Here is a 20,949-nt window from a genome sequence, read left to right as displayed (position 1 = left end):
ACGTTTGCACTAGAACTTTCGGTTTACGCAAAAATAACGGGGCCATGAGCACCCCGCCCCGCAGGACGATCAGCCCGGGTCCACCGGCTTGACCCGACAGGGCCGTCGCCGCAAGGAAGCGGGCCAAAGGAGATTTCCCGATGCCCGCAAACGCCCAGCCCCGCCCGCGCCGCAGCGCCCTCTACCTGCCTGCATCCAACGCCCGGGCAATTGAAAAGGCCCGCGGCCTGCCGTGCGACATCGTGGTGCTTGATCTCGAGGACGCGGTCGCCCCCGAAGCCAAGGCCGGTGCGCGCGAAGCGGCTGTCGCCGCGCTCGAGCAAGGCGGTTTCGGCCACCGTGAAGTGGCGGTGCGGGTCAACGGCATCGATACCGAATGGGGCGCACACGACCTCGCCGCCCTCGCCCGATCCAAGGCCGACGCGGTGCTCGTCCCCAAGGTCGCCTGCACGCAGGATATCGGACGCTACCATGAAGCGCTCGAAGGCGCGCCCGAAGCGATGCAATTGTGGGCCATGATCGAGACCTGCGGCTCGGTGTTCAATCTCGAGCCGATCGCCGCGATGGCCGCCTCCACCCGCCTGTCGCTGTGGATCATGGGCACCAACGATCTGGCCAAGGAAATGCGCGCCCGCCTGACGCCCCAGCGCACCCCGTTCCTGCCCTTCCTGGCGCAAGCCGTCGCCGCCGCGCGCCTCCACGGCCTCACCATTCTCGATGGCGTGTGCAACGAATTCCGCGATCTCGACGTGTTCGAGGCCGAAGCCCGGCAAGGGCTCGAATTCGGTTTCGACGGCAAGAGCCTGATCCATCCCGCGCAAGTGGCGCCGTGCAACACCGTCTTCAGCCCCGACGCCGAGGAACTGGACTGGGCCCGAGCGGTCATCGCCGCCTTCGACCTGCCCGAAAACGCCGGCAAGGGCGCGATCCGGGTCGACGGCAAGATGACCGAACTGCTCCACCTCGACCAGGCCCGCCAGGTCCTGGCCGTGGCCCACCAGATCGCCGCCATCGGCTGAGCCGGATCCCGAATTCGCGTCCTGCACGAGGACGCGACGGCGATCCCCCCGCTTGCAGCGCCCCGAGAGGCTCTGTAAGGGCCAAGACCAAGTTTCCAACCAACCAGACATTCGAGGACCGCATGGCCGCGCAATACGCCTACGTCATGAAGGACATGACCAAGACCTTCCCGGGCGCACCCAAGCCGGTGCTCTCGAACATCAACCTGCAGTTCTACCAGGGCGCCAAGATCGGCATCGTGGGCCCCAACGGCGCGGGTAAGTCGACCCTCATGAAGATCATGGCGGGCATCGACACCGACATCACCGGCGAAGCCTGGCCGGGCGAGAACATCACCGTCGGCTACCTGCCGCAGGAGCCCCAGCTCGACGAGACCAAGACCGTGCTTGAGAACGTCAAGGACGGCGCGCGCGAAGTGGCCGACATGGTCGACCGCTTCAACGCGATCTCGGCCGAGATGGGCGATCCCCAGGACGACACCGACTTCGACGCGCTCATGGAGGAAATGGGCACGCTGCAGGACAAGATCGATTCCGTGGACGGCTGGACGCTCGACAACCAGCTCGAAGTCGCCATGGAAGCGCTGCGCTGCCCGCCGGGTGACTGGGACGTCAAGAGCCTCTCGGGCGGTGAAAAGCGCCGCATCGCGCTGACCCGCCTGCTCATCCAGAAGCCCGACATCCTGCTGCTCGACGAACCGACCAACCACCTCGACGCCGAAAGCGTCGACTGGCTGGAAAACCACCTCAAGGAATACCACGGCGCGGTGCTGATGATCACCCACGACCGCTACTTCCTCGACAACGTGGTGGGCTGGATCCTCGAGATCGACCGCGGTAAGTACTTCCCCTATGAGGGCAACTACTCGACCTACCTCGAGAAGAAGGCCAAGCGCCTCGAGCAGGAAGACCGCGAGGCGACCGGACGCCAGAAGGCGCTCAAGGACGAGCTCGAGTGGATCCGCGCCGGCGTCAAGGGCCGCCAGACCAAGTCCAAGGCCCGTATCCGCAAGTTCGAGGAACTGCAGAACGCGCAGGACCAGCGCACCCCCGGCAAGGCGCAGATCGTCATCCAGGTGCCCGAGCGCCTGGGCGGCAAGGTCATCGAGGCCAAGGGTATCTCGAAGGCCTTTGGCGACAAGCTGCTGTTCGAGGACCTCTCGTTCATCCTGCCGCCGGGCGGCATCGTCGGTGTCATCGGCCCCAACGGCGCGGGCAAGTCGACCCTGTTCAAGCTGATCACCGGCCAGGAGCAGCCCGATACCGGCACGATCGAGATCGGTCAGACGGTGCACCTGGGCTACGTCGACCAGAACCGCAACCACCTGAACGACAAGCACAACGTCTGGGAGGAAATCTCGGACGGGCTCGACTACATGAAGGTGAACGGCCACGACACCTCGACGCGTGCCTATGTCGGTGCGTTCAACTTCAAGGGCCAGGACCAGCAGAAGAACGTCGGCAAGCTCTCGGGCGGTGAACGCAACCGCGTCCACCTCGCCAAGATGCTCAAGCAGGGCGGCAACGTGCTGCTGCTTGACGAACCGACCAACGACCTCGACGTCGAAACCCTGGGTGCACTCGAAGAAGCCATCGAGAACTTCGCGGGTTGCGCCGTGGTCATCAGCCACGACCGCTTCTTCCTCGACCGTCTGGCGACGCACATCCTCGCCTTCGAGGGCAACAGTCACGTCGAATGGTTCGAGGGTAACTTCGAGGCCTACGAGGAGGACAAGCGCCGTCGCCTGGGCGATGCGGCGGATCGTCCGACCGCGCTGGCCTACAAGAAGCTCACCCGCTGAGCCTGACCCTTCGATCGGTTACGAACGGCCCGCCCTCGCGCGGGCCGTTTTGTTTTGGGGGAAGGCCGAGTGTTCCGCGCGCGGCCAGCGGCGACGCCATTTCGCACCCAAGCTCGCCCGCTCAATCATGTTCATAAAAAATCATTGCAACATGAACAGCCGCCAACCGGGCAATTCATCCTTAAGTCAGTCACCGAGGCCTAAGCAGACGTTCATAGTGATTTTTCAGCGACAAGAACGCCCCGGTTCCAGACAGAGCACGCCATCGTGCCCCCGTGCGGACCGGAAACGAAAGGGTGCGGCGACAATGGCACGAACATTCTTCAAGGCAGGCGCCTGGGGCGCCATGCTTCTCGCAACGACCGGCATGGTCCTGCCCGAAATGGCGGCAGCCCAGCAAGGCAACCACGACCGTGGTGGTCACCAGGGCAGCGGTTCGGATCGGCATGGCGGCGGTGGCGGTGGCGGCCGTTCGTCGGCGCCGCGCCAGGAGCGCTCCGCTCCGCAGCAGCGCCAGGCGCCCCAACAGCGCCAGGCACCCCAACCGCGACAATCGCGTCCGGAACAGCGCCCCTCCCAGCCCAACCGTGCGCAACAGCCCGGAAACTGGCGCGATGGCGTAACGCGTCCCATGCCGCAGAGCCGGAACAATCGACCCGACTCGCGCCCCCCGAACCGGGGAGACGACGGTCGCGGCGGGCGCCCCGACGGTCGGGACGGTCGCTACGATGGTCGAAACGACGGTCGCAACAATGGCCGGGATGGCCGCCCCGACGGTCGGGACGGTCGAAACGACGGTCGCGACAATGGCCGGGATGGCCGCTTCGATGGGCGCGGCAACGACCGGGATAGCCGCTTCGATGGGCGCGGCAACGGCCGGGATGGCCGCTACGATGGGCGCGGCAACGGCCGGGATGGCCGCTACGATGGCCATTCGGACCGTCGCTGGGATCGCGACGGCTGGCGGCGGGACAACCGCTACGACTGGCGCGACTACCGCTCGAGCCATCGCACGACCTATCGCCTGGGGCGCTACTACTCGCCGTACCGCGGCTATAGCTACCGCCGCCTGAGCACCGGGTTCTTCCTCAGCTCGCTGTTCTACGGCAACCGTTACTGGATCAACGATCCCTGGTCCTATCGCCTTCCCGCCGTCTATGGCCCCTATCGCTGGGTCCGCTACTACGACGACGTTCTCCTGGTAAATGTCTATACCGGCGAAGTGGTCGACGTGATCTACGACTTCTTCTGGTAAGCCCGGAGCGGATCGATAGCCAAAGCCCCTCGGGACCCCGATCCCGAGGGGCTTTGCGTATTGCCGACCAACAGCTCGCCGCGAATCCGCGATTGATCCTTTCGATCGAGCCTGTACGCTGGTGGCAATGGACAGCCCCGCGCCCTCCGATTGTTCCACCCTCGCCCGCCTCGGCGAACGGGTCCGCAACCGTCTGGACTCGACGCATTCGGTACGCCGACTGGCCGATGCCCGCGCAGAGATATATGCGGTCGATTCCTTTCTCGACGCCGACTGCTGTGCGCACCTCATCAAGCTGATCGACGCGCAAGCTACGCCTTCATGCCTGGTTGACGATTCGGAGCGCCGCGACACCCGAACCAGTTCGTCGAGCGACATCGATCCGCAGGACCGGGTCGTACGCCAGCTCGAGGCCAGGCTTTGCGCTCTCACCGGCCTCTCCGGCCGACGCAGCGAGGCCGTACAGGGTCAGCGCTACGAGTGCGGCCAATTCTTTCGCGAGCACTGCGACTGGTTCGACACCACCGCCGACTACTGGTCGCGCGAAAAATCGTGCGGGGGTCAGCGCAGCTGGACGGCGATGGTCTACCTCAATGCCGTCGAGGAAGGCGGCTCGACCGAATTCACCCGGCTGCCCCTGACGATCTCGCCCTGGACCGGCGGGCTATTGCTCTGGAACAACGCGCGCCCCGACGGGCATCCCAACCCCTTCACACTTCATGCCGCGCGCCCGGTGCTCCGGGGCTGCAAATATATCGTCACCAAATGGTTCCGCACGCACACCTGGCAATGATCCGCGTGGCCCGCGCTTCGAAAATTCGCCTACTTACGCGTCTCGCCGGGATTGCCGCGGGGGGTCTTCTGCTGCTGGGAACCCCGTCCTATGCGGCCGAGCCGGCGTGCCCGTCACGTGCCGGCCGATCGCCACAAGTCTCCCAGCCGACTGCGGAAACCACGCTCCTGAACCTTTTCACGCAGGACCGCCTGCGCGAGGAGCAGCTTCATCCGCTTGCCGCCATCTACCGCGGCGACGTCACGCAGGACACCGCGCTCGAGCGGATCTTCACTGACGCGCTCGAACGCGACCGGCTTGCCTCCGCGCAGCGCAGCCTGATGGAGGCCGGAGCGGTCGACGCCTGCGCACTGAGCGAGGACATGCGCCTCTCGCGCATCCTCTTCATGCGCGACAAGAGTGCCGAAATCGATCGCTTGCGCCCCGAAGTGCGCGTGTTCGAAGGCGTCCAACCCTTCAACCATTTCGGCGGCATCGACCTCGAGCTGCCCTCGCTCGTCGCGCCGGGTGGCGCCTTTGCCTACGAGACACCGCAGGATTTCGCGAAGGCCCTTCGTCTCTACCGCGCCTATCCCGTGATCATCGACAACGCGATCGCGCGCTTTCGCGAAGGCATGGCGAAGCGTATCGTCGAACCACGCCTGACCGTTGCCAATCTGCTCCTGCAACTGGATGCGCTGCTCGACAGTCCCGACGCCGGCGCCCCGTTTCTCGCCCCCATCGCGGCCCTGCCCGCGAGCCTTGCAAAGGGCACGCGCGACGCGATCGCCGGAGAGTTTCGCGATGCGACCGCCCACGACGTCTTTCCCGCCTACCAGCGCCTGCGCCAATTCCTCCAGAGCGAATACCTTCCCGCGGCGCGCGAGAGCATCGGCCTGTCCGACCTTCCCGGCGGCAACGCCTACTACCGTTCGCTGATCGCGCGCGAGACGACCCTGCCGCTCGACCCTGACGCGGTCCATGCTCTGGGATTGGCGGAGGTTGCCCGGATCGAGGGCGAGATGGATCACGTCTCGCACCAGTTGGGCAACACCGGATCGCTGCACGACTTCTTCGAGGCCATCCGCAGCGATCCGCGCTTCCACCCCCACTCGGCCCAGGATCTGCAACAGCGTTACGAAGCCGTCGCCCGGATCGTCGATGCGCAGTTACCGCGCTTCTTCGCCCATGTGCCCAGCACCCCGCTGCTCGTCGAACCCTATCCCGCATTCCGCGCACGCTTCGAGGCGGGCGGGTCTTATTCCGAAGGCGGGGTGCAGAGCGGAGCGCCCGCGACCTTCTTCTACAACACCTACGACCTGAAGCATCGCTTCGTCTCTGGCGTGACGACGCTTTACCTCCACGAGGGCATGCCCGGGCACCACCTCCAGATCAGCCTGTCCCGGGAGAACACGCGGTTGCCCGCCTTCCAGCGCGAAGCGGACAACAACGCCTTCGTCGAGGGCTGGGCACTCTACGCTGAGACGCTGGGCTACGACATGGGCCTCTACGCCGATCCGCTCCAACACTGGGGCACGCTCGACGACGAGATGCTGCGGGCCATGCGGCTCGTCGTCGATACCGGCATCCATGCAAGGCACTGGTCGCGCCAACAAGCGATCGACTACATGCTGACGCATTCGGGCATGGGGCGCAGCGACGCCGAGACCGAAGTCGATCGCTACATCGCGCTTCCCGCACAGGCGCTGTCCTACAAGATCGGCGCGCTCGAGATCCAGAAGCTGCGCCGCGAGGCCGAGACGCGGCTCGGCAGCCGTTTCGACATCCGCGCCTTCCACCAGGAGGTCATCGGATCGGGCGCCCTGCCGCTCGACGTGCTCCAGGAGCGGGTCGAGCGCTGGCTTGCCGCGCAGGCGGGCGCTCCCCCCGCGCGGCAAGCCCGCTAGCGATCAATCGGCCGAAAGCGCTTCGGCGATCAGCTTGCGCGTTTCGGGGATGCCGTAGAGCGCGATGAAGCTGCCCATGCGCGGCCCTTGCGACGAGCCCAGAAGCGTCTCGTACTGCGCCTTGAACCAGTCGCGCAGGCTCTCGAAGCCGTACTGCGGGTCCTTGCCGATCTCGTAGACGATATTCTGCAAGTCCTCCGCCGAGGCATCGGCCGCGATTGCCGCAAGCTGCGCATCGAGCGCGGCGAGCGCGGCCACTTCGCCGCCCTCCGGCTTGCGCCGCTGGAGAGTGGGCGCGATGTAGTCGCGGTTGTAATTGAGCGCAGCAGTCACCATCGCATCGAGCGCGGGGTGCGCAGCCGGATCGGCGCTTTCGACGTAATTCGAAAGGTAGGACCAGACCTGCTCGCGCGTCGCATTGGCGCCGAGCACGCCGACGAGATTGAGCAACAGCGCAAACGTCACCGGCGGGACCGCCGCTTGCGCGTCGCCAATGCCGTTCGTGCGCGTGAGGTGCCAGACCGGGTTGCCGAGCTGCTTGTCGAGCGCCTGCCCGGCAAGATTGCCGCTGAACTGCCAATACTCGTCAACCGCCTTGGGAATGACGCCGATGTGCAGCTGCTTGGCGCTCTTGGGCTCGCGGAACAGGTAGAAGCCGAGCGATTCCTCGGTGCCGTAAGTCAGCCACTGCTCGATCGTGAGGCCATTGCCCTTGGACTTGGAGATCTTCTCGCCGTTCTCGTCGAGGAACAGCTCGTAGATCAAGCCTTCGGGACGGCGGCCGCCCAGGATCTTGGCGATCTTGCCCGATTGCGTGACCGAGTCGGTCAGGTCCTTGCCGCACATCTCGTAGTCGACACCGAGCGCCACCCAGCGCATCGCCCAGTCGACCTTCCACTGCAGCTTGGCCTGCCCGCCGAACACGCTCTGCTCGACGCTTGTGCCGTCCTCGTCGGTGAAGCGGATCAGGCCGGTGGCCGGATCGAGCACTTCGATCGGCACTTGCAGGACGACGCCCGTGCTCGGCGAGACCGGCAGGACCGGCGAATAGGTCTTGCGACGCTCTTCGCGCAAGGTCGGCAGCATGACGCCCATGATGGCGTCGTAATGGGTCAGCACCCCGCTCAGCGCCGCGTCGAACTGGCCCGAATTGTAGCGATCGCTTGCCGAGACGAACTCGTAGTCGAAGCCGAACCGGTCGAGGAAATCACGCAACATCGCATTGTTATGATGCGCGAAACTCTCGAACTTGCCGAACGGATCGGGAATCCGGCTAAGCGGCTTGCCCAGGTTCGCGGCCAGCAGTTCGGGCTGGGGAATGTTGTCGGGGACCTTGCGCAGGCCGTCCATGTCATCCGAAAAGGCAACCAGACGGGTGACGCCGTCCTCGGGCTTCGCTCCGACCAGGGCTTCGTAGGCGCGGCGAACGAGCGTCGTGCGCAGCACTTCCTGGAACGTGCCGATATGCGGCAGGCCCGAAGGACCGTAACCGGTCTCGAACAGGATCGGTTCTGGAGAACCGTCCGCACCGCTCTTGCCATTCGGATAGCGCTTGAGCAGTTTCTGGGCCTCCTGGAAGGGCCAGGCCTTGGACACACGGGCGGCTTCGATGAGGTCGTTTTCAGTCATGCGCGCGCTCATCTGCGATCCCGCGCGATTTCGCAAGCGCCTTCGGGCGTCAAAACGCACAAGGAACCCTCAGCGCTGCTGAACAGTTAGGTGCAGAAGGCACCAGAAGGACGGAAATCTTACGTGAATTATTTCGATACCCTGAGCAAGGAAATCGAGGGCATGGCCAAGGGCTTCATCCAGCTTCTGCCATCGCTTGCCATCGCAGTTCTCGTGCTTGTCGCGACCTGGATCATGGCCCGCGTCGTCGTACGGATCATCGGCCGGGTTACCCAGCGCGCCAATCTGCGCACCGACCTCCAGCAGTTGACCGAGACGATCACCAAGCTCGCTGTCTGGATCGTGGGTGCGCTTATCGCGATGACCGTCGCCATCCCGAGCTTCACGCCGGCCGGTGCCTTCGCCAGCCTCGGCGTCGGCGCCCTGGCGATCGGCTTTGCGTTCCAGGACATCTTTGAAAACTTCCTCGCCGGCGTCCTGATCATGTTGCGCGAGAAGATGAACATCGGCGATTCCATCAAGTGCAACGGCCTCACCGGCAAAGTCGAACGCATCACTTTGCGTGAGACCTACGTGCGCCAGTTCAGCGGTGAGCTGACGGTGATGCCAAACTCGATGCTGTTCAAGAATCCTGTCGAGATCCTGACCGACCAGCACTTGCGTCGCAACGAGGTGATCGTGGGCGTCTCCTACGACACCGATCTCGACCAGGCCCGCGCGATCATCGAAAGCGCGCTCCAGACGGTCGAGGCAATCGACGCTGAAAAAGGCACCGTCGTATTCGCTCAGGCCTTCGGCGCCAGTTCGATCGACTTCCTGGTCCAGTGGTGGAACGACACCTCGATCCAGGATCTGCGCCTAACCCGCAGCCAGGTGATCTTCGCCGTCAAGGCCGCGCTCGACGACGCCGGGATCGAGATTCCCTTCCCCTACGTCACCAACACCTTCAAGGAGCCGCTGCGCATGGAGCGCCCGAAGGCGCTGGAGCAGCACGGCGCGGCGTGAATGCGGACGGGGTACGTAGTGCACATGTTCCATGAGGCGTTCTCCCCAAAACAGTGATCGGGTCTCGTGCCCTGCCGCCAGATGGCGGCAAGGCACGAGACCTCGAGCAAGTCGAGACGGTCAGTCTGCCGTTTCGACCCAGTTCCACTCGTAGACGAGCGGCGCTTCGCGAAACGCGAAACGATCGATGTGGCGCGCGACGACATCGGTAAGCGGCTCAACTTCCTCGCGGGAAACTCCGCTGATCGATATGGCGATCGCCTCTTCGTCCGCTGCCATCACCGCCCGGGCGCCGGGGAACGTTACCGTCCCCACGTCGCCCTCGATGGTCGTCTCCAGCTTGTGGCTCCAGTGCTTGCACAGTTGCCGCACGTACTTGCCGCCATTGGGCGTAGCGACCCGCGCCGCGATTGTGTTCATACCTCGATCCTCTCGATCTTGCGGGTCGCCTCATCAAGCGCATCGGCGATCTGGAGGACATGTTCGCGACTGGCATTTTCCTGCGAGAGGCGATCGAAGACCGCGGTCCGCAGCGCCTGGATCGCGCGCCGCACGGGGGCCGGGTCCGTCCTTTCGCGCGCATCGGCAAGCGCCGCCAGGCGCTTGCGCAGACCTTCGGCCTTTTCCGCGTCTTCTTGCGCCCTTGCGCGCCCCTCCGGCGTCGCCTCATAGGACTTGCGCGCGCCTTCGTCGGTCGCGATCGCGATCAGACCGCTCTCTTCCATGTAGGTGAGCGCAGGGTAGACCACGCCCGGGCTCGGAGCGTATTCGCCCCCCGTGAGCGCCTCGATTTCGCGGATGAGGTCGTAACCGTGGCGCGGGGCCTCGATGAGCAGCGACAGGATCAGCACCTGAAGCTCCCCCTGGTCCAGGACCCGGCGACGGCGCCCTCCGCCCATGCCACGCCCACCACCGGGGCCACCGCGTCCGCGGCCACCGCCGCCTCCGAAACCACCTGCGCCGAAGCCACCGCCCATCGGGTCACCCCGAAAGCCGGATCCTTCCCCGCCAAACGGGCCGCGCGCGCCGCCATGGCGACCGCCCCACCGACCGCCATGGCCGTGCATGCCTCGCGGACCGTCAAATTCGAATGCGCCATCGCGGCGCTGTCCATGCTTGCTTCGCATCTTCATATCCATATTCTTCATGATGGTTTCAAGATATATCTTGTAAGCAATTTAACAAGAGTAAAATTGTATCAGGCCGTCGCATCAGGTGCGGATAGACCGCCGAGGCATGTTCCCATCGTCCAGCACCGCTCCTAAGGATGGAGAGATGTCCGGCCCTTTCCTCCCTGCCCTTCACGCCAGCCATGGAGGTTGCTGGATCGCCGACGCGGGCGGACATGCGCGCGGCATTTCCAAGGGCCAGGCGGTAACGGCGGTTGCGGACAGCCCGCACCTCATCCTCAACGCCCCGCTGCTGGCGACGCGTCTTGGCTATCCCGACCTTGCCGGACTCGACCTCCTCGAACTCTTTGCCTTCATCCACCCAGCCCGCTTCGTGGTGCCCACGCCCAAGGGCCTCGCCGACGCGCTGGGCATCGATCGAGCGGATAGCGACGCGCGAGTCGCGCACCTTCTCCAACGCGCCGCAGAACGGCTCCTGCGCACGTGCGAGGAGCCAGACTGGGCAGAGCGCGAAGGCGCCTGGACCTCGCTCCAGTCGCTTATCAAGATGCGCTGGCCCTGGGCTTCGCTACTCGTCCAGCGGATCGCCAAACCGCTGCGCGCCGAGCGCTGGATATTCACCCGCCTGCCCGAATGGGAGGAAAAGCCCGAACCCGCCCAGCCCCGCCAGGTGCTCATGCCCGACGGCGCGGTGCTCGATCGGCTGTCCGAGCTCACCGGCAGCGGCGCCGAGGAGCGCGAAGGGCAGAAGGCCTTCGCACTCGCCGCGGCCAAGGCCTTCGCACCGCGCACCAACGCGGGCCAGCCGCATGTGGTTCTGGCCCAGGCCGGAACAGGTGTGGGCAAGACGCTGGGCTACCTTTCCCCGACCTCGGTCTGGACCGAGGCGAGCGGTGGCACGGTTTGGGTATCCACCTACACCAAGGCCCTCCAACGCCAATTGCGCAAGGAAAGCCGCCGCGCCTGGCCCGAGCGCCGCCCCGACGGCAGCCAGCCCGTCGTCGTGCGCAAGGGCCGCGAGAACTACCTGTGCCTGCTCAACCTGGAAGATGCCCTCCAGGGCGGCTTTGCGGGACGCGCGGCAATCCTCGCGCAATTGGTCGGGCGTTGGGCAGCCTACACCCAGGACGGCGACATGATCGGGGGCGATCTTCCCGGTTGGCTGGGCACGCTCTTTCGCAAGCGCGGGATCGCCGCGCTCACCGACCAGCGCGGCGAATGCGTCTATGCCGGGTGCCCGCATTACCGCAAATGCTTCATCGAGCGCGCGACCCGTGCCAGTGTGGGCGCCGATCTCGTCATCGGCAACCATGCGCTGGTCATGATCAACGCCGCGCGCGGACGCGATCCCGCTTCGCGCCCGACCCGCATTGTCTTCGACGAAGGCCATCACGTCTTCGACGCCGCCGACTCGACCTTTGCCGCTGAACTCTCGGGCAGCGAGATGATCGAATTGCGCCGCTGGGTCATCGGCCCCGAGAAGAAGTCCCGGGGCCGACGCCGAGGCCTCGCCGCGCGCCTCGCCGACGTCGCCAGCTACGACGATGCCGGCGACAAGGCCATTCTTACCGCGCTGTCCGCCGCCGAGGCCTTGCCCAGCGACGGCTGGCTCCAGCGCATCACCGATGGCGAACCCTCGGGCCCGCTTGAGGAACTGCTCGCCGCCGTGCGTGCCACGGTCTATGCGCGCGACGAAAGTGGCGGGCAGGAAGCGGGCTACGGGCTCGAGACCGAGGCCGCCGCGCTCGACGGCTCCTTCGTCGAAGTCGCGCAGGCTGCGCGCCTTGCCCTCACCGAACTGCGCCAGCCACTCATCCAGCTCGGACTGCGGCTCGAGGCCCTGCTTGAAGACGGGCCCGACTGGCTCGACGGCCAGGGCCGTGCGAGGATCGAAGGTGCGCGCCATTCGCTCAATTGGCGGATCGACCTGCTCCTCGCCTGGGAGGCAATCTTGGAACGCCTGGGTGGCCCCACCGACCCCGAATTCGTCGACTGGCTCGCGCTCGATCGCTCCGAAGCCCGCGAATTCGATATCGGCATTCACCGCCACTGGCTCGACCCGATGAAGCCTTTCGCCCGCGTCGTCCTCGAACCGGCTCACGGCGTGGTCATGACTTCGGCCACCTTGCGCGACGGTGACAACTGGGACAACGCCATCGCCCGCTCGGGCGTCGCGCATATCGAGGTCACGCCCCGTCTCTCGCTCAGCCCGAGCCCGTTCGACTACGCCAGCCAGGCCGAAGTGCTGATCGTGCGCGACGTGCCGCGCGGTGATATCGCCGCGCTCGCGGCTGCTTACGGCCGCTTCATCGAGGCCTCGGGAGGTGGCGTACTTGGCCTGTTCACCGCGATCCGACGCCTGCGCGCGGTTCACGGGCGCATCGCCGATCGCCTCGCACGCGGCGGCCTGCCGATCTACGCGCAGCACGTCGATCCCATCGACACCGGCACGCTCGTCGACATTTTCCGCGACGATCCATCGGCCTCGCTGCTGGGCACCGACGCGCTGCGCGACGGCGTCGACGTGCCGGGCCATTCGCTGCGTACGGTCGTGATGGAACAGGTGCCCTGGCCCCGCCCCACGATCCTGCATCGCGCCCGGCGGCTGGCCGGTGGCGGATCGGCCTATGACGACAGCATCATCCGGGCTCGCCTCGCGCAGGCCTTTGGCCGCCTGATCCGCAGCAAGGGGGACCGTGGGCATTTCGTGGTGCTGTCCTCGGCGTTCCCCTCGCGGCTGCTCGATGCCTTCCCCGAAGGCACTCCCATCCATCGCATTTCGCTCGACGAGGCTTTACAGCGCGTTGCCGGTCATGCTTCAGGGAATGCGATATCGGACAGGACCGATCCGGCCGCCCACCAATGATGGCTTGGCGCTGCGACCCCCTGGCCGACGAACACACGTCTAGAAAGCGGCAGACCCCATGAAGACCCTTGGAATATTTCGCCACGCCAAGTCCGACTGGAACGATGCCCGCTTGCGCGATTTCGATCGCCCCTTGAACAACCGCGGTCGCAAGGGCGCCGCGATCATGGGGCTGCACATCCGCGATCATGCGGTAGGCTGGAGCCGCGTGATCGCCTCACCCGCCGTCCGTGTGACACAAACGCTGGAAATCGCCTGCGAGGCGGCTGGCGAGACGCCGCCGATTACTTGGGACCGGCGCATCTACCTCGCCAGTTCAGCGACCCTCATCGATATCCTGCGCGAACAGGACGGTGACCCCCGCTCGATCATGATGGTGGGCCACAACCCCGGACTGGAAGACCTGATCTTCGATCTCGTCCCCGACGATGGCCGCTCGCCGCTGCGCGACGTCGTAGAAGAGAAGCTGCCGACAGCCGCCTACGCCGTCCTCGAACTCGATATCGAGCGCTGGGACCAAGTCGATATGGCCTGCGCGAAGCTCGTCCATCTCCAGAGGCCACGCGACCTGGACCCCGAGCTTGGCCCCAACGCCGAATACTGATTCAACACCGGCTCGTTTCAGGTCCATTCCCGAAGTGATTTAAGGTCCTTCCCTTCGGAAAATACTATCAATTTACTAGCTGGAAGCGAGCGAAACAGCCAAGCGATCGCGCAATTTCTTGAGCGAATCATGTAGAGATTCGCCATCGGGATCGGCGGGCACCGTTGCGGCCTTCGATTGCAACGCGGCCGCATTACCAGCCTGACCTGCCTCTATCAGCTGGCAGGCCCCCTTCAATGTATACCCTTCCTGGTGCACGAGCCGATCGATCGTCGCGAGCAGTGTGATGTCTTCGGGGCGGTAATACCGGCGCGATCCACTGCGCTTTACGGGCTGCAGCATGGGAAACTGGGTTTCCCAATACCGCAACACGTGCTGACGGATGCCAAGGGCATCGCTGACCTCGCCAATCGTGCGCATGGCACCCGGCCGCTTCCCCAAAGCTTTCTCCGAGGAATTCATCAAAACATTGGAATTATTCAGAATAATTTCTCCAAAATGCCTCAGATTCCGGAAATCCGGTCTTTCAGCATCTGGCTGGCCCGGAACGTTAGCACCCTGCGCGGCGTGATCGGAACCTCCACCCCGGTCTTGGGATTACGCCCCATTCGCTCACCCTTGTCACGCAGAAGGAACGTTCCGAAGCCCGAGATCTTCACATTCTCGCCGTCGCTGAGAGCCGTCACCATGTGCTGGAGAATAGCCTCCACCATGGTCAACGATTCCGCCCTCGAAAGTCCGAGTTGACGATGAATGGCATCGGCGAGTTCCGCCCGCGTCAATGTATCCACTGACCCCATCAAGCCTGCATCCCCTTCATACGCTTTGCCTGAAAGGATGATATGAAAATCAACGAAAAATGCAATGCTGGGTCGAGTACTGAGCGCAATCGCAGTGCGTCTGATCGAGTTTAGATGCGAAGTAGACTTGCACCCCAGGTGAAGCCCCCGCCCATGGCTTCCAGGACGACAAGATCACCGGCCTTGATGCGCCCGTCGCGAACGGCCTGGTCGAGCGCGAGCGGCACCGAGGCGGCCGAGGTATTCGCGTGCTGATCGACCGTCTTCACGACCTTTGCCGGCGGCAGGCCAAGCTTCTTTGCCGTGCCATCAAGGATACGCGCATTGGCCTGGTGCGGAACGAGCCAGTCGATGTCCGCGGTGCCGAGCCCTTCGCTTTCGAGAACCTCGTTGAGGACATCGGCCAAGTTGACCACCGCATGGCGGAATACCTCGCGCCCCTTCATGCGCAGCTGCCCGACCGTGCCGGTCGTCGACGGCCCGCCGTCGACGAAGAGAAGCTGGTTGTGCGCCCCATCGGCATGAAGCTTGGTGGCAAGGACGCCGCGCGGCGTCTCGCCCTCGGCCTGTTCCTGGGCCTCGAGAACCACCGCACCCGCACCATCGCCGAACAGGACGCACGTCGTGCGGTCCTCCCAATCGAGAATGCGGCTGAAAGTCTCCGAGCCGATCACCACGGCGCGCTTGGCCATACCCGTGCGCAGCATCGAGTCGGCGACGCCCAGCGCATAGAGGAAGCCCGAACACACCGCGGCCACATCGAACGCGATGCCCCCGCCACAGCCCAGGTTGTGCTGGACGATCGTGGCGGTCGCGGGGAAAGTCTGGTCGGGGGTGGCGGTTGCCAGGACAATGAGGTCAATGGACGCGGGCTCAAAGCCTGCAGCCTCGATTGCCCTGCGCGCCGCGTCGGTCGCCAGGCTCGAGGTCGTCTCGCCTTCGTCCGCGATATAGCGCTGGGTAATCCCGGTGCGCTCGACGATCCACTCGTCGCTGGTGTCGACCCGCTGGGCCAGTTCGCTGTTGGTAACGACCTTCTTGGGAAGTGCGGAGCCCGTTCCGACCAGGACAGAACGGCGCATCAGGCCCGCTCTTCCTGCTGGCCAGGCATCCAGAGCGAAGACTCGCCCACGCGGGCAAGGTCGGCACTGATACGCTCGGTCACTCGTTCCTCCAGAAGGCGTGCGGTCACGGCCACCGCATTGGCGACACCCGCCGCGTTCGCTCCACCGTGGCTCTTCACGACAATGCCGTTGAGCCCGAGGAAGACCGCGCCGTTATGATTGTTGGGATCAAGATGGTGCTTGAGCAGTTCGGTTGCCGGGCGCGAGATCAGGAAGCCGATCTTGGAGCGCAGCGAACTTGCGAAACTGCGACGCAGGAGATCCGCGACGAACCGCGCGGTCCCTTCCACCGCCTTGAGGGCGATGTTCCCGGAAAAACCGTCGGTCACGACGACGTCGACGTCGCCACGCGCCATCTTGTCGGCCTCGGTGAAGCCGTCGAAGGAAATGGCAAGATCCTTGGCCGCCTCGCGCAGGATCGCGGACGCGTCGCGCAGGAGCTCAGTGCCCTTGATTTCTTCGGTTCCGATGTTGAGCAGACGCACACGCGGCTGCGAGCGGCCGGTGGCCACGCGCGCATAGGCCGCACCCATGATCGCAAACTGGACCAGGTTGCGACTGTCGCACTCGGTATTGGCACCGAGATCGAGCATGATCAGGTCGTTATCGCCGAGCGTGGGCAGCAAGGCTGCCAACGCCGGACGATCGATGCCGGGCATCGTACGCAAGGTGAGCTTGGCAATCGCCATGAGCGCGCCGGTATTTCCGCCGCTCACGGCGGCCCCGGCATCACCTGCCTTGACCGCCTCGATCGCACGCCCCATCGACGTCCCCTTGGAACGTCGCAGGGCCTGACTGGGCTTGTCCTCTCCGCTGATCACACCATCGGTATGGATGATCTCGGAAGAGGCCCGCAGGTTCGGATGATCCTGCAACGCGGCCTTGATCCGCTCCTCGTCGCCGACGAGGAGGAACTTGAACCGGTCATGACGACGGCGCGCAAGTGCAGCGCCCTCGATCATGACGCGCACCCCCTCGTCGCCGCCCATCGCGTCAATGGCGATACGCGGCAAACTCATGGGCAATCTCCGAACTCGTACGTGGTCTTAGATTTCGACCGCGACGATCTCACGGCCGTTGTAGTGGCCACAAGCGTTGCAGAGGTTGTGCGGGCGCTTCAGTTCGCCACAGTTCGGGCACTCGTGAAAGGCCTCGACCTTGAGCGCGTCATGGCTGCGACGCATACCCCGGCGGGACGGGGTGGTTTTTCTTTTGGGGACTGCCATCTCGGCACCTGTTCCTGGAAATGCGTTAATGTCAAAAAGGCCGCCAGGGACCGTCTTCGGACCGGCGGCTTGCGAAGGCGGGCCTATACCCTATTTCGCGAGAGTTGCAAGCCGTTCGTCATCATCGGGTAAAGTTGATGACTTCAGGAGATCGATTGGACCCATGATACTTCCAACCACCCTTTGTCTATGCGCCTGCGCCGTGCTGGTAAACCTCTGGCTGGGGCTTCGCATCGGCCAGATCCGGGGCAAGGAGCACATCCTGCATGGTGACGGCGACAACCCCTTGCTCATGCAGCGCATGCGCGCACAGGCCAATTTCATCGAGAACACGCCGTTCCTTCTGCTGCTGGTCGCAGCGATTGAACTGACCGGCAAGGGCGGCACCTGGCTGGCGCTGGCGGGCGGGGTCTACATGGTCGCCCGCATCGCGCATGGATTCGGGATGGATCGCACGACGATCAATCCGCTGCGCGCCGGCGGGTTCGGCATCGGCCTGCTGATCTCGCTCGGCCTCGCAGTCGTCGCCGTGCTGATCGCGCTCGGGCGCTTCTGAGGCGCCTGGCCGCTCAACTCATCGGCAAACCCCGCGCGAGCGCCGCGTCACTCACGTAAGGATTGGTCCTGCGCTCGTCGCCGAAAGTGCTGACCGGCCCATGGCCGGGAACGAACGTCACGTCGTTGCCCAGCGGCCAGAGCCGCTGGGTGATCGAATTGACGAGATCCTCCAAATTGCCGCGCGGAAAGTCCCAACGACCGATCCCGTTCTGGAACAGCACGTCGCCGACCATCGCAAAACGGCTCGGCGCGTGGTGGAACACGACGTGCCCCGGCGTGTGCCCGGGGCAGTGGACGACGTCGAGCACGAGCTCGCCCACCGTCACGGTATCGCCGTTTTCGAGCCAGCGATCGGGCTCGAAGGTGTGCGCCTCCATGTTCCAGCGCGGACCGTCATCATCAAGCTGCGCGATCCAGAAGCGATCGTCTTCGTGCGGCCCTTCGATCGGCACGCCCATCTCCTTGGCGAGGACGCCCGCCTGACCGCAATGGTCGAGATGGCCGTGGGTCACGAGAATCTTCTCGAGCGTGACGCCCGTGCTTTCGAGGGCCTGCTTGAGCTTGGGCAATTCGCCACCGGGATCGACGAGCGCGCCACGCATCGTCTTGGTGCACCACAGGAGCGAGCAGTTCTGCTGGAGCGGCGTAACGGGAATGATCCCGACGCGCATGGGCTGGGTCGTTTCGGTCATGCCTGCCGACATGACTCGCCCGCCCCGCGAATGCAACCATGCCCCGACCTGACGCGACCTGGACGCATGCACCAAGCGCGAATCAGATGCGCCCGCCCTTCCAGACCACTCGGCCGATCACCGACAGGTCCGTGATGGCGCATTCGATCAGGCGGTAGGCCGGGTTGTCGCTGCGCAGGTAGACCCGGCCCGAGCGCCCCATCTCGACGCGCTTGACCAGCACGACATCGTCGAGCCGCACAACGCAAATCCCGTCTTGAAGTCGGCGCGTCTCGCGATCGACCAAAATCTCGTCGCCGTCGCGCAAGGTCGGCTCCATCGAGTCGCCCCGCACCTCGATCACCGCGAGACGATCGGCACGCAAGCCCATCGCGCGCAACCAGCGCGCGGAAAAGCGCAGCGAATCGAACGCGACCTCCTGCGAATCCACGGCACCCGGCCCCGCCGAGGCTCCGAGCGAGAGGCGTGGAACGGCGACCCAATCGGAATCGCCCTTGCCGCTCCCGGGTAAGGAAAATTCCTCCGGCCGACCAAGCTCCTGCTCGCTCACGCGAAAGAAACGCGCCAGCGCCGCTCGGTCGACTTCTTCCAGCTTGCGCGGGCTGCCCTTCCGGATGAACTGCTGAAGATAGCTAGGGTTCTTGCCGAGCATCCGCGAAAGCGCGGAAAGGCTCGCACCGCGCGCCTCGGCCAGTTCGAGAAGTCGGGTGCGGACGGGATCGCTTGCCATAATGTAATCCATAGCCGAAGGATTTTTCCTAGACAAGTAGGATTTGAAAAGGAACATAGCATGAACATCAGTTAAGGAATTTCGCCAAGCAATCCCCCCACCTCGAAGAAGAAAGGGAAGAGCCCTTCATGTTGATCTGCCAGATCGAACGCTTTCTCCGGACGACCCGGATGTCGCGGACCAAGTTCGGCCGCCTGTCCGTGGGCGATCCACGGCTGGTAAGCGACTTGCGCAATGGGCGCGAACCGCGCGCGGCAATGACCAAGCGCATCGAAGGCTTCATGACCGGCTATCTTGCCGCCACTGCGGAGAACACCATCCATGTTCGTTGATCTCGTTAACCCTGCCGCCAAGCCCGCCACGCTCCCCGTCAAGAACGAGGGCCCTGCCCGGACCCGCACCGGTGCACGCCGGGGCCCCTGGCTTCAGATCGTCACGCAAGTGCTGCAACTGGCCGGTCCCCGGGCCGAATTCCTGCGCCATGGCGAACGTCCCTGGGCGAGCGCAACCTTCTCCGGCGCGCGCCACACCATCGCCCTCTCCTTCACCGGAGAGGACGCGCTGGTCGACGGCGAGGCTTTCGTGGAGGCGCTGCCCGAACACGAATTCGCGATCGCCGGCCATCTCGTGGCCGATTCGACACTTCGCGGCATCGAGCACGTCAATGGGCCCGAGCCGCAGATGAGCCTCGAGATCGAGATGCTCCTACTCGAAGACGTCTGAGGTAATCGGGCGCCAGGGCGCGGGCTTCACCGGGTGCACGGGCCTGTGGCCCGTCTCAATAGCCCCTTGCGTAGTCCACCTGATGCATCAGCGGTTCGCCCGCGATGAACCTTGCAAGGTTACCGGCGAAGCGGGCCGCCGCGCGGCGCAGCAGGCTATCCTGGGCCAGCCCCGCACAATGCATGGAGATCTCGACGTTATCGAACCCCCAGAGCGGGTGCCCCTCGGGCAACGGTTCGGGATCGGTGACGTCGAGATAGGCCTTGCCCAGATGCCCCGAGGAAAGCGCCGCGACGAGCGCCTCCTGCACCACGACATTGCCCCGCGCGATGTTCACGAGCCCGGCTCCGGGCTTCATCGCCGCAAGTTCCTCGGCTCCGAACATGCTCCTGGTCTCAAGCGTCGAGGGCACGACGAGCACCACCCAATCGAATTCGCCCAGAACGGCGCGCCATTGGTCCTCACCAAGGTCGCTCCCTTGCGCCGTACGCCGGGCCAGAGTGACCTTTGCATCGAACGCTTCGAGAATCGCGCGAAGGCGCTGCCCGATCTCACCAGCGCCGATCACGAGCACCCGCGCATCGAGAAGTTCCTCGCGCCCCGGAGGCTGCACGAGCCACTCCCCCCGATCCTGCGCACGCAGGATCGTGCGCCATTTCTTGTTGAGCGAGAGCATGCCAAGCACGGCGAACTCCGCCACGCTGTGCGCGTGAAGCCCGGCTCCGTTGGTCAGCGCGATTCCCCCTCTAGCCAGGCGATCGAGCGGCAGCCAGTCCACTCCCGACGACATTACGCTGCACCAGGCAAGGCCGCTGCCCGCCCCTATCGCCTTGGCAAGCCCTTCGCGTGCGGCGGCCTTGATCGTGACGTCGGGCCAGACCACTGGGCACGTCGAAACCGTGTCGCGAAACTGGTCTGCATCCTCGTACCAGACCAGTTCGGCCCCTTCGGGCACGTCAGCTTCGAGAAAGGGGCGGAAACGGGCATGTACGAGAGCGCGGGTCACGGATCATCCATCGGGCTGGCGGTGGCAGGCAAAAGGTCTTGCCTCCGATAACGAACCCGATGCGCACCGGTTTCAAGCGCGTTTTCTGCATGCCGGTCAGC

Annotated in this window: 22 protein-coding genes; 11 read left to right on the top strand and 11 right to left on the bottom strand. The window is 64.8% G+C overall.

All coding sequences use genetic code 11. The features are described from left to right. Positions 1–140 precede the first annotated feature (140 nt). The 5 genes from HT136_RS15135 to HT136_RS15115 all read left to right on the top strand — a co-directional run bounded on the left by HT136_RS15135 (position 141) and on the right by HT136_RS15115 (position 6,755). The gene (locus HT136_RS15135) at positions 141–1,019 is read left to right on the top strand and encodes an HpcH/HpaI aldolase/citrate lyase family protein (protein ID WP_214200628.1); all 879 of its coding nucleotides are present in this window, start codon (positions 141–143) and stop codon (positions 1,017–1,019) included. 122 nt (positions 1,020–1,141) lie between these two features. Beyond that, entirely contained in the window at positions 1,142–2,821 is a 1,680-nt protein-coding gene (gene ettA, locus HT136_RS15130; protein ID WP_214200627.1) for an energy-dependent translational throttle protein EttA, read from the top strand. A 307-nt stretch (positions 2,822–3,128) separates the two neighbouring features. Then, positions 3,129–4,076 (top strand): RcnB family protein, encoded by a 948-nt coding sequence (locus HT136_RS15125; protein ID WP_246543743.1) that lies wholly within the window; start codon positions 3,129–3,131, stop codon positions 4,074–4,076. A 127-nt stretch (positions 4,077–4,203) separates the two neighbouring features. Beyond that, positions 4,204–4,869 carry a 2OG-Fe(II) oxygenase gene (locus tag HT136_RS15120; RefSeq protein ID WP_214200700.1) on the top strand — a complete coding sequence of 222 codons (666 nt, stop codon included), beginning with the start codon at positions 4,204–4,206 and terminating at the stop codon, positions 4,867–4,869. A 5-nt stretch (positions 4,870–4,874) separates the two neighbouring features. Further along, on the top strand, positions 4,875–6,755 hold the full coding sequence (locus tag HT136_RS15115; RefSeq protein ID WP_214200626.1) for a DUF885 domain-containing protein: 1,881 nt from the start codon (positions 4,875–4,877) through the stop codon (positions 6,753–6,755). Positions 6,756–6,758: 3 nt separating this feature from the next. On the opposite strand, the gene HT136_RS15110 is transcribed toward HT136_RS15115, so the two are convergent. Further along, positions 6,759–8,384, bottom strand: a complete 1,626-nt coding sequence (locus HT136_RS15110; RefSeq protein ID WP_214200625.1) for a lysine--tRNA ligase — start codon at positions 8,382–8,384, stop codon at positions 6,759–6,761. Between the two features lie 123 nt (positions 8,385–8,507). On the opposite strand from HT136_RS15110, the gene HT136_RS15105 reads away from it, so the two are divergent. Further along, positions 8,508–9,389, top strand: a complete 882-nt coding sequence (locus HT136_RS15105) for a mechanosensitive ion channel family protein (RefSeq protein ID WP_214200624.1) — start codon at positions 8,508–8,510, stop codon at positions 9,387–9,389. A 120-nt stretch (positions 9,390–9,509) separates the two neighbouring features. Here HT136_RS15105 and HT136_RS15100 read toward each other — a convergent pair whose 3' ends face one another. Both HT136_RS15100 and HT136_RS15095 read right to left on the bottom strand, forming a co-directional pair. After that, the gene (locus tag HT136_RS15100; protein WP_214200623.1) at positions 9,510–9,809 is read right to left on the bottom strand and encodes a DUF2218 domain-containing protein; all 300 of its coding nucleotides are present in this window, start codon (positions 9,807–9,809) and stop codon (positions 9,510–9,512) included. Next, positions 9,806–10,516: a PadR family transcriptional regulator gene (locus HT136_RS15095; protein ID WP_214200622.1), complete on the bottom strand. Its 711-nt coding sequence runs from the start codon at positions 10,514–10,516 to the stop codon at positions 9,806–9,808. Before HT136_RS15095 ends, HT136_RS15100 begins: the two co-directional genes overlap by 4 nt. A 148-nt stretch (positions 10,517–10,664) precedes the next feature. On the opposite strand from HT136_RS15095, the gene HT136_RS15090 reads away from it, so the two are divergent. Then, complete coding sequence (locus HT136_RS15090) at positions 10,665–13,385, top strand: ATP-dependent DNA helicase (protein WP_214200621.1); 2,721 nt, start codon at positions 10,665–10,667, stop codon at positions 13,383–13,385. A 58-nt stretch (positions 13,386–13,443) separates the two neighbouring features. After that, positions 13,444–13,989 (top strand): SixA phosphatase family protein, encoded by a 546-nt coding sequence (locus HT136_RS15085; RefSeq protein ID WP_214200620.1) that lies wholly within the window; start codon positions 13,444–13,446, stop codon positions 13,987–13,989. Positions 13,990–14,064: 75 nt separating this feature from the next. On the opposite strand, the gene HT136_RS15080 is transcribed toward HT136_RS15085, so the two are convergent. The 5 genes from HT136_RS15080 to rpmF form a co-directional block, all read right to left on the bottom strand. After that, positions 14,065–14,451, bottom strand: a complete 387-nt coding sequence (locus tag HT136_RS15080; protein ID WP_214200619.1) for a MerR family transcriptional regulator — start codon at positions 14,449–14,451, stop codon at positions 14,065–14,067. Positions 14,452–14,492: 41 nt separating this feature from the next. Further along, the gene (locus HT136_RS15075; RefSeq protein ID WP_214200699.1) at positions 14,493–14,789 is read right to left on the bottom strand and encodes an integration host factor subunit alpha; all 297 of its coding nucleotides are present in this window, start codon (positions 14,787–14,789) and stop codon (positions 14,493–14,495) included. A gap of 110 nt (positions 14,790–14,899) precedes the next feature. Further along, positions 14,900–15,871 carry a beta-ketoacyl-ACP synthase III gene (locus HT136_RS15070; protein WP_214200618.1) on the bottom strand — a complete coding sequence of 324 codons (972 nt, stop codon included), beginning with the start codon at positions 15,869–15,871 and terminating at the stop codon, positions 14,900–14,902. Then, positions 15,871–16,932, bottom strand: a complete 1,062-nt coding sequence (gene plsX / locus HT136_RS15065) for a phosphate acyltransferase PlsX (protein WP_214200617.1) — start codon at positions 16,930–16,932, stop codon at positions 15,871–15,873. The genes HT136_RS15070 and plsX overlap by 1 nt, the downstream gene beginning before the upstream one ends. Before the next feature lie 27 nt (positions 16,933–16,959). Continuing rightward, entirely contained in the window at positions 16,960–17,139 is a 180-nt protein-coding gene (gene rpmF, locus HT136_RS15060) for a 50S ribosomal protein L32 (protein WP_013833797.1), read from the bottom strand. 163 nt (positions 17,140–17,302) lie between these two features. On the opposite strand from rpmF, the gene HT136_RS15055 reads away from it, so the two are divergent. After that, positions 17,303–17,695 carry an MAPEG family protein gene (locus HT136_RS15055; RefSeq protein ID WP_214200616.1) on the top strand — a complete coding sequence of 131 codons (393 nt, stop codon included), beginning with the start codon at positions 17,303–17,305 and terminating at the stop codon, positions 17,693–17,695. A gap of 13 nt (positions 17,696–17,708) precedes the next feature. Here the strand turns inward: HT136_RS15055 and HT136_RS15050 are convergent, their stop codons facing one another. Together HT136_RS15050 and HT136_RS15045 are read right to left on the bottom strand one after the other, a co-directional pair. Then, complete coding sequence (locus HT136_RS15050; RefSeq protein ID WP_281423429.1) at positions 17,709–18,389, bottom strand: MBL fold metallo-hydrolase; 681 nt, start codon at positions 18,387–18,389, stop codon at positions 17,709–17,711. 82 nt (positions 18,390–18,471) lie between these two features. Then, positions 18,472–19,119, bottom strand: coding sequence for a LexA family transcriptional regulator (locus tag HT136_RS15045; RefSeq protein WP_214200615.1), 648 nt, complete (start codon positions 19,117–19,119; stop codon positions 18,472–18,474). Positions 19,120–19,289: 170 nt separating this feature from the next. Between HT136_RS15045 and HT136_RS15040 the strand changes: the two genes are divergently transcribed. Together HT136_RS15040 and HT136_RS15035 are read left to right on the top strand one after the other, a co-directional pair. Further along, positions 19,290–19,451 (top strand): hypothetical protein, encoded by a 162-nt coding sequence (locus tag HT136_RS15040; protein ID WP_343222204.1) that lies wholly within the window; start codon positions 19,290–19,292, stop codon positions 19,449–19,451. Beyond that, positions 19,441–19,842: a hypothetical protein gene (locus HT136_RS15035; protein ID WP_246543741.1), complete on the top strand. Its 402-nt coding sequence runs from the start codon at positions 19,441–19,443 to the stop codon at positions 19,840–19,842. Before HT136_RS15040 ends, HT136_RS15035 begins: the two co-directional genes overlap by 11 nt. 55 nt (positions 19,843–19,897) lie before the next feature. Here the strand turns inward: HT136_RS15035 and HT136_RS15030 are convergent, their stop codons facing one another. After that, positions 19,898–20,848, bottom strand: coding sequence for a D-2-hydroxyacid dehydrogenase (locus tag HT136_RS15030; RefSeq protein ID WP_214200613.1), 951 nt, complete (start codon positions 20,846–20,848; stop codon positions 19,898–19,900). Between the last annotated feature and the right edge of the window lie 101 nt (positions 20,849–20,949).

Origin of the sequence: Novosphingobium profundi, from assembly GCF_018491765.1 — a bacterium.
GTDB lineage: Bacteria > Pseudomonadota > Alphaproteobacteria > Sphingomonadales > Sphingomonadaceae > Novosphingobium > Novosphingobium profundi.
Note: the sequence above shows the minus strand (reverse complement) of the source record. Positions and strands in the feature narration are given on the sequence as shown.

Coding starts and splice junctions, on each gene's coding strand:
- HT136_RS15070 (WP_214200618.1), bottom strand. CDS start 15,871: ATGCGCCGTTCTGTCCTGGTCGGAACGGGCTCCGCACTTCCCAAGAAG.
- HT136_RS15135 (WP_214200628.1), top strand. CDS start 141: ATGCCCGCAAACGCCCAGCCCCGCCCGCGCCGCAGCGCCCTCTACCTG.
- HT136_RS15040 (WP_343222204.1), top strand. CDS start 19,290: ATGTCGCGGACCAAGTTCGGCCGCCTGTCCGTGGGCGATCCACGGCTG.
- HT136_RS15090 (WP_214200621.1), top strand. CDS start 10,665: ATGTCCGGCCCTTTCCTCCCTGCCCTTCACGCCAGCCATGGAGGTTGC.
- HT136_RS15055 (WP_214200616.1), top strand. CDS start 17,303: ATGATACTTCCAACCACCCTTTGTCTATGCGCCTGCGCCGTGCTGGTA.
- HT136_RS15095 (WP_214200622.1), bottom strand. CDS start 10,516: ATGCGAAGCAAGCATGGACAGCGCCGCGATGGCGCATTCGAATTTGAC.
- HT136_RS15100 (WP_214200623.1), bottom strand. CDS start 9,809: ATGAACACAATCGCGGCGCGGGTCGCTACGCCCAATGGCGGCAAGTAC.
- HT136_RS15045 (WP_214200615.1), bottom strand. CDS start 19,119: ATGGCAAGCGATCCCGTCCGCACCCGACTTCTCGAACTGGCCGAGGCG.
- HT136_RS15120 (WP_214200700.1), top strand. CDS start 4,204: ATGGACAGCCCCGCGCCCTCCGATTGTTCCACCCTCGCCCGCCTCGGC.
- rpmF (WP_013833797.1), bottom strand. CDS start 17,139: ATGGCAGTCCCCAAAAGAAAAACCACCCCGTCCCGCCGGGGTATGCGT.
- HT136_RS15080 (WP_214200619.1), bottom strand. CDS start 14,451: ATGAATTCCTCGGAGAAAGCTTTGGGGAAGCGGCCGGGTGCCATGCGC.
- HT136_RS15125 (WP_246543743.1), top strand. CDS start 3,129: ATGGCACGAACATTCTTCAAGGCAGGCGCCTGGGGCGCCATGCTTCTC.
- plsX (WP_214200617.1), bottom strand. CDS start 16,932: ATGAGTTTGCCGCGTATCGCCATTGACGCGATGGGCGGCGACGAGGGG.
- ettA (WP_214200627.1), top strand. CDS start 1,142: ATGGCCGCGCAATACGCCTACGTCATGAAGGACATGACCAAGACCTTC.
- HT136_RS15110 (WP_214200625.1), bottom strand. CDS start 8,384: ATGACTGAAAACGACCTCATCGAAGCCGCCCGTGTGTCCAAGGCCTGG.
- HT136_RS15085 (WP_214200620.1), top strand. CDS start 13,444: ATGAAGACCCTTGGAATATTTCGCCACGCCAAGTCCGACTGGAACGAT.
- HT136_RS15050 (WP_281423429.1), bottom strand. CDS start 18,389: ATGACCGAAACGACCCAGCCCATGCGCGTCGGGATCATTCCCGTTACG.
- HT136_RS15075 (WP_214200699.1), bottom strand. CDS start 14,789: ATGGGGTCAGTGGATACATTGACGCGGGCGGAACTCGCCGATGCCATT.
- HT136_RS15035 (WP_246543741.1), top strand. CDS start 19,441: ATGTTCGTTGATCTCGTTAACCCTGCCGCCAAGCCCGCCACGCTCCCC.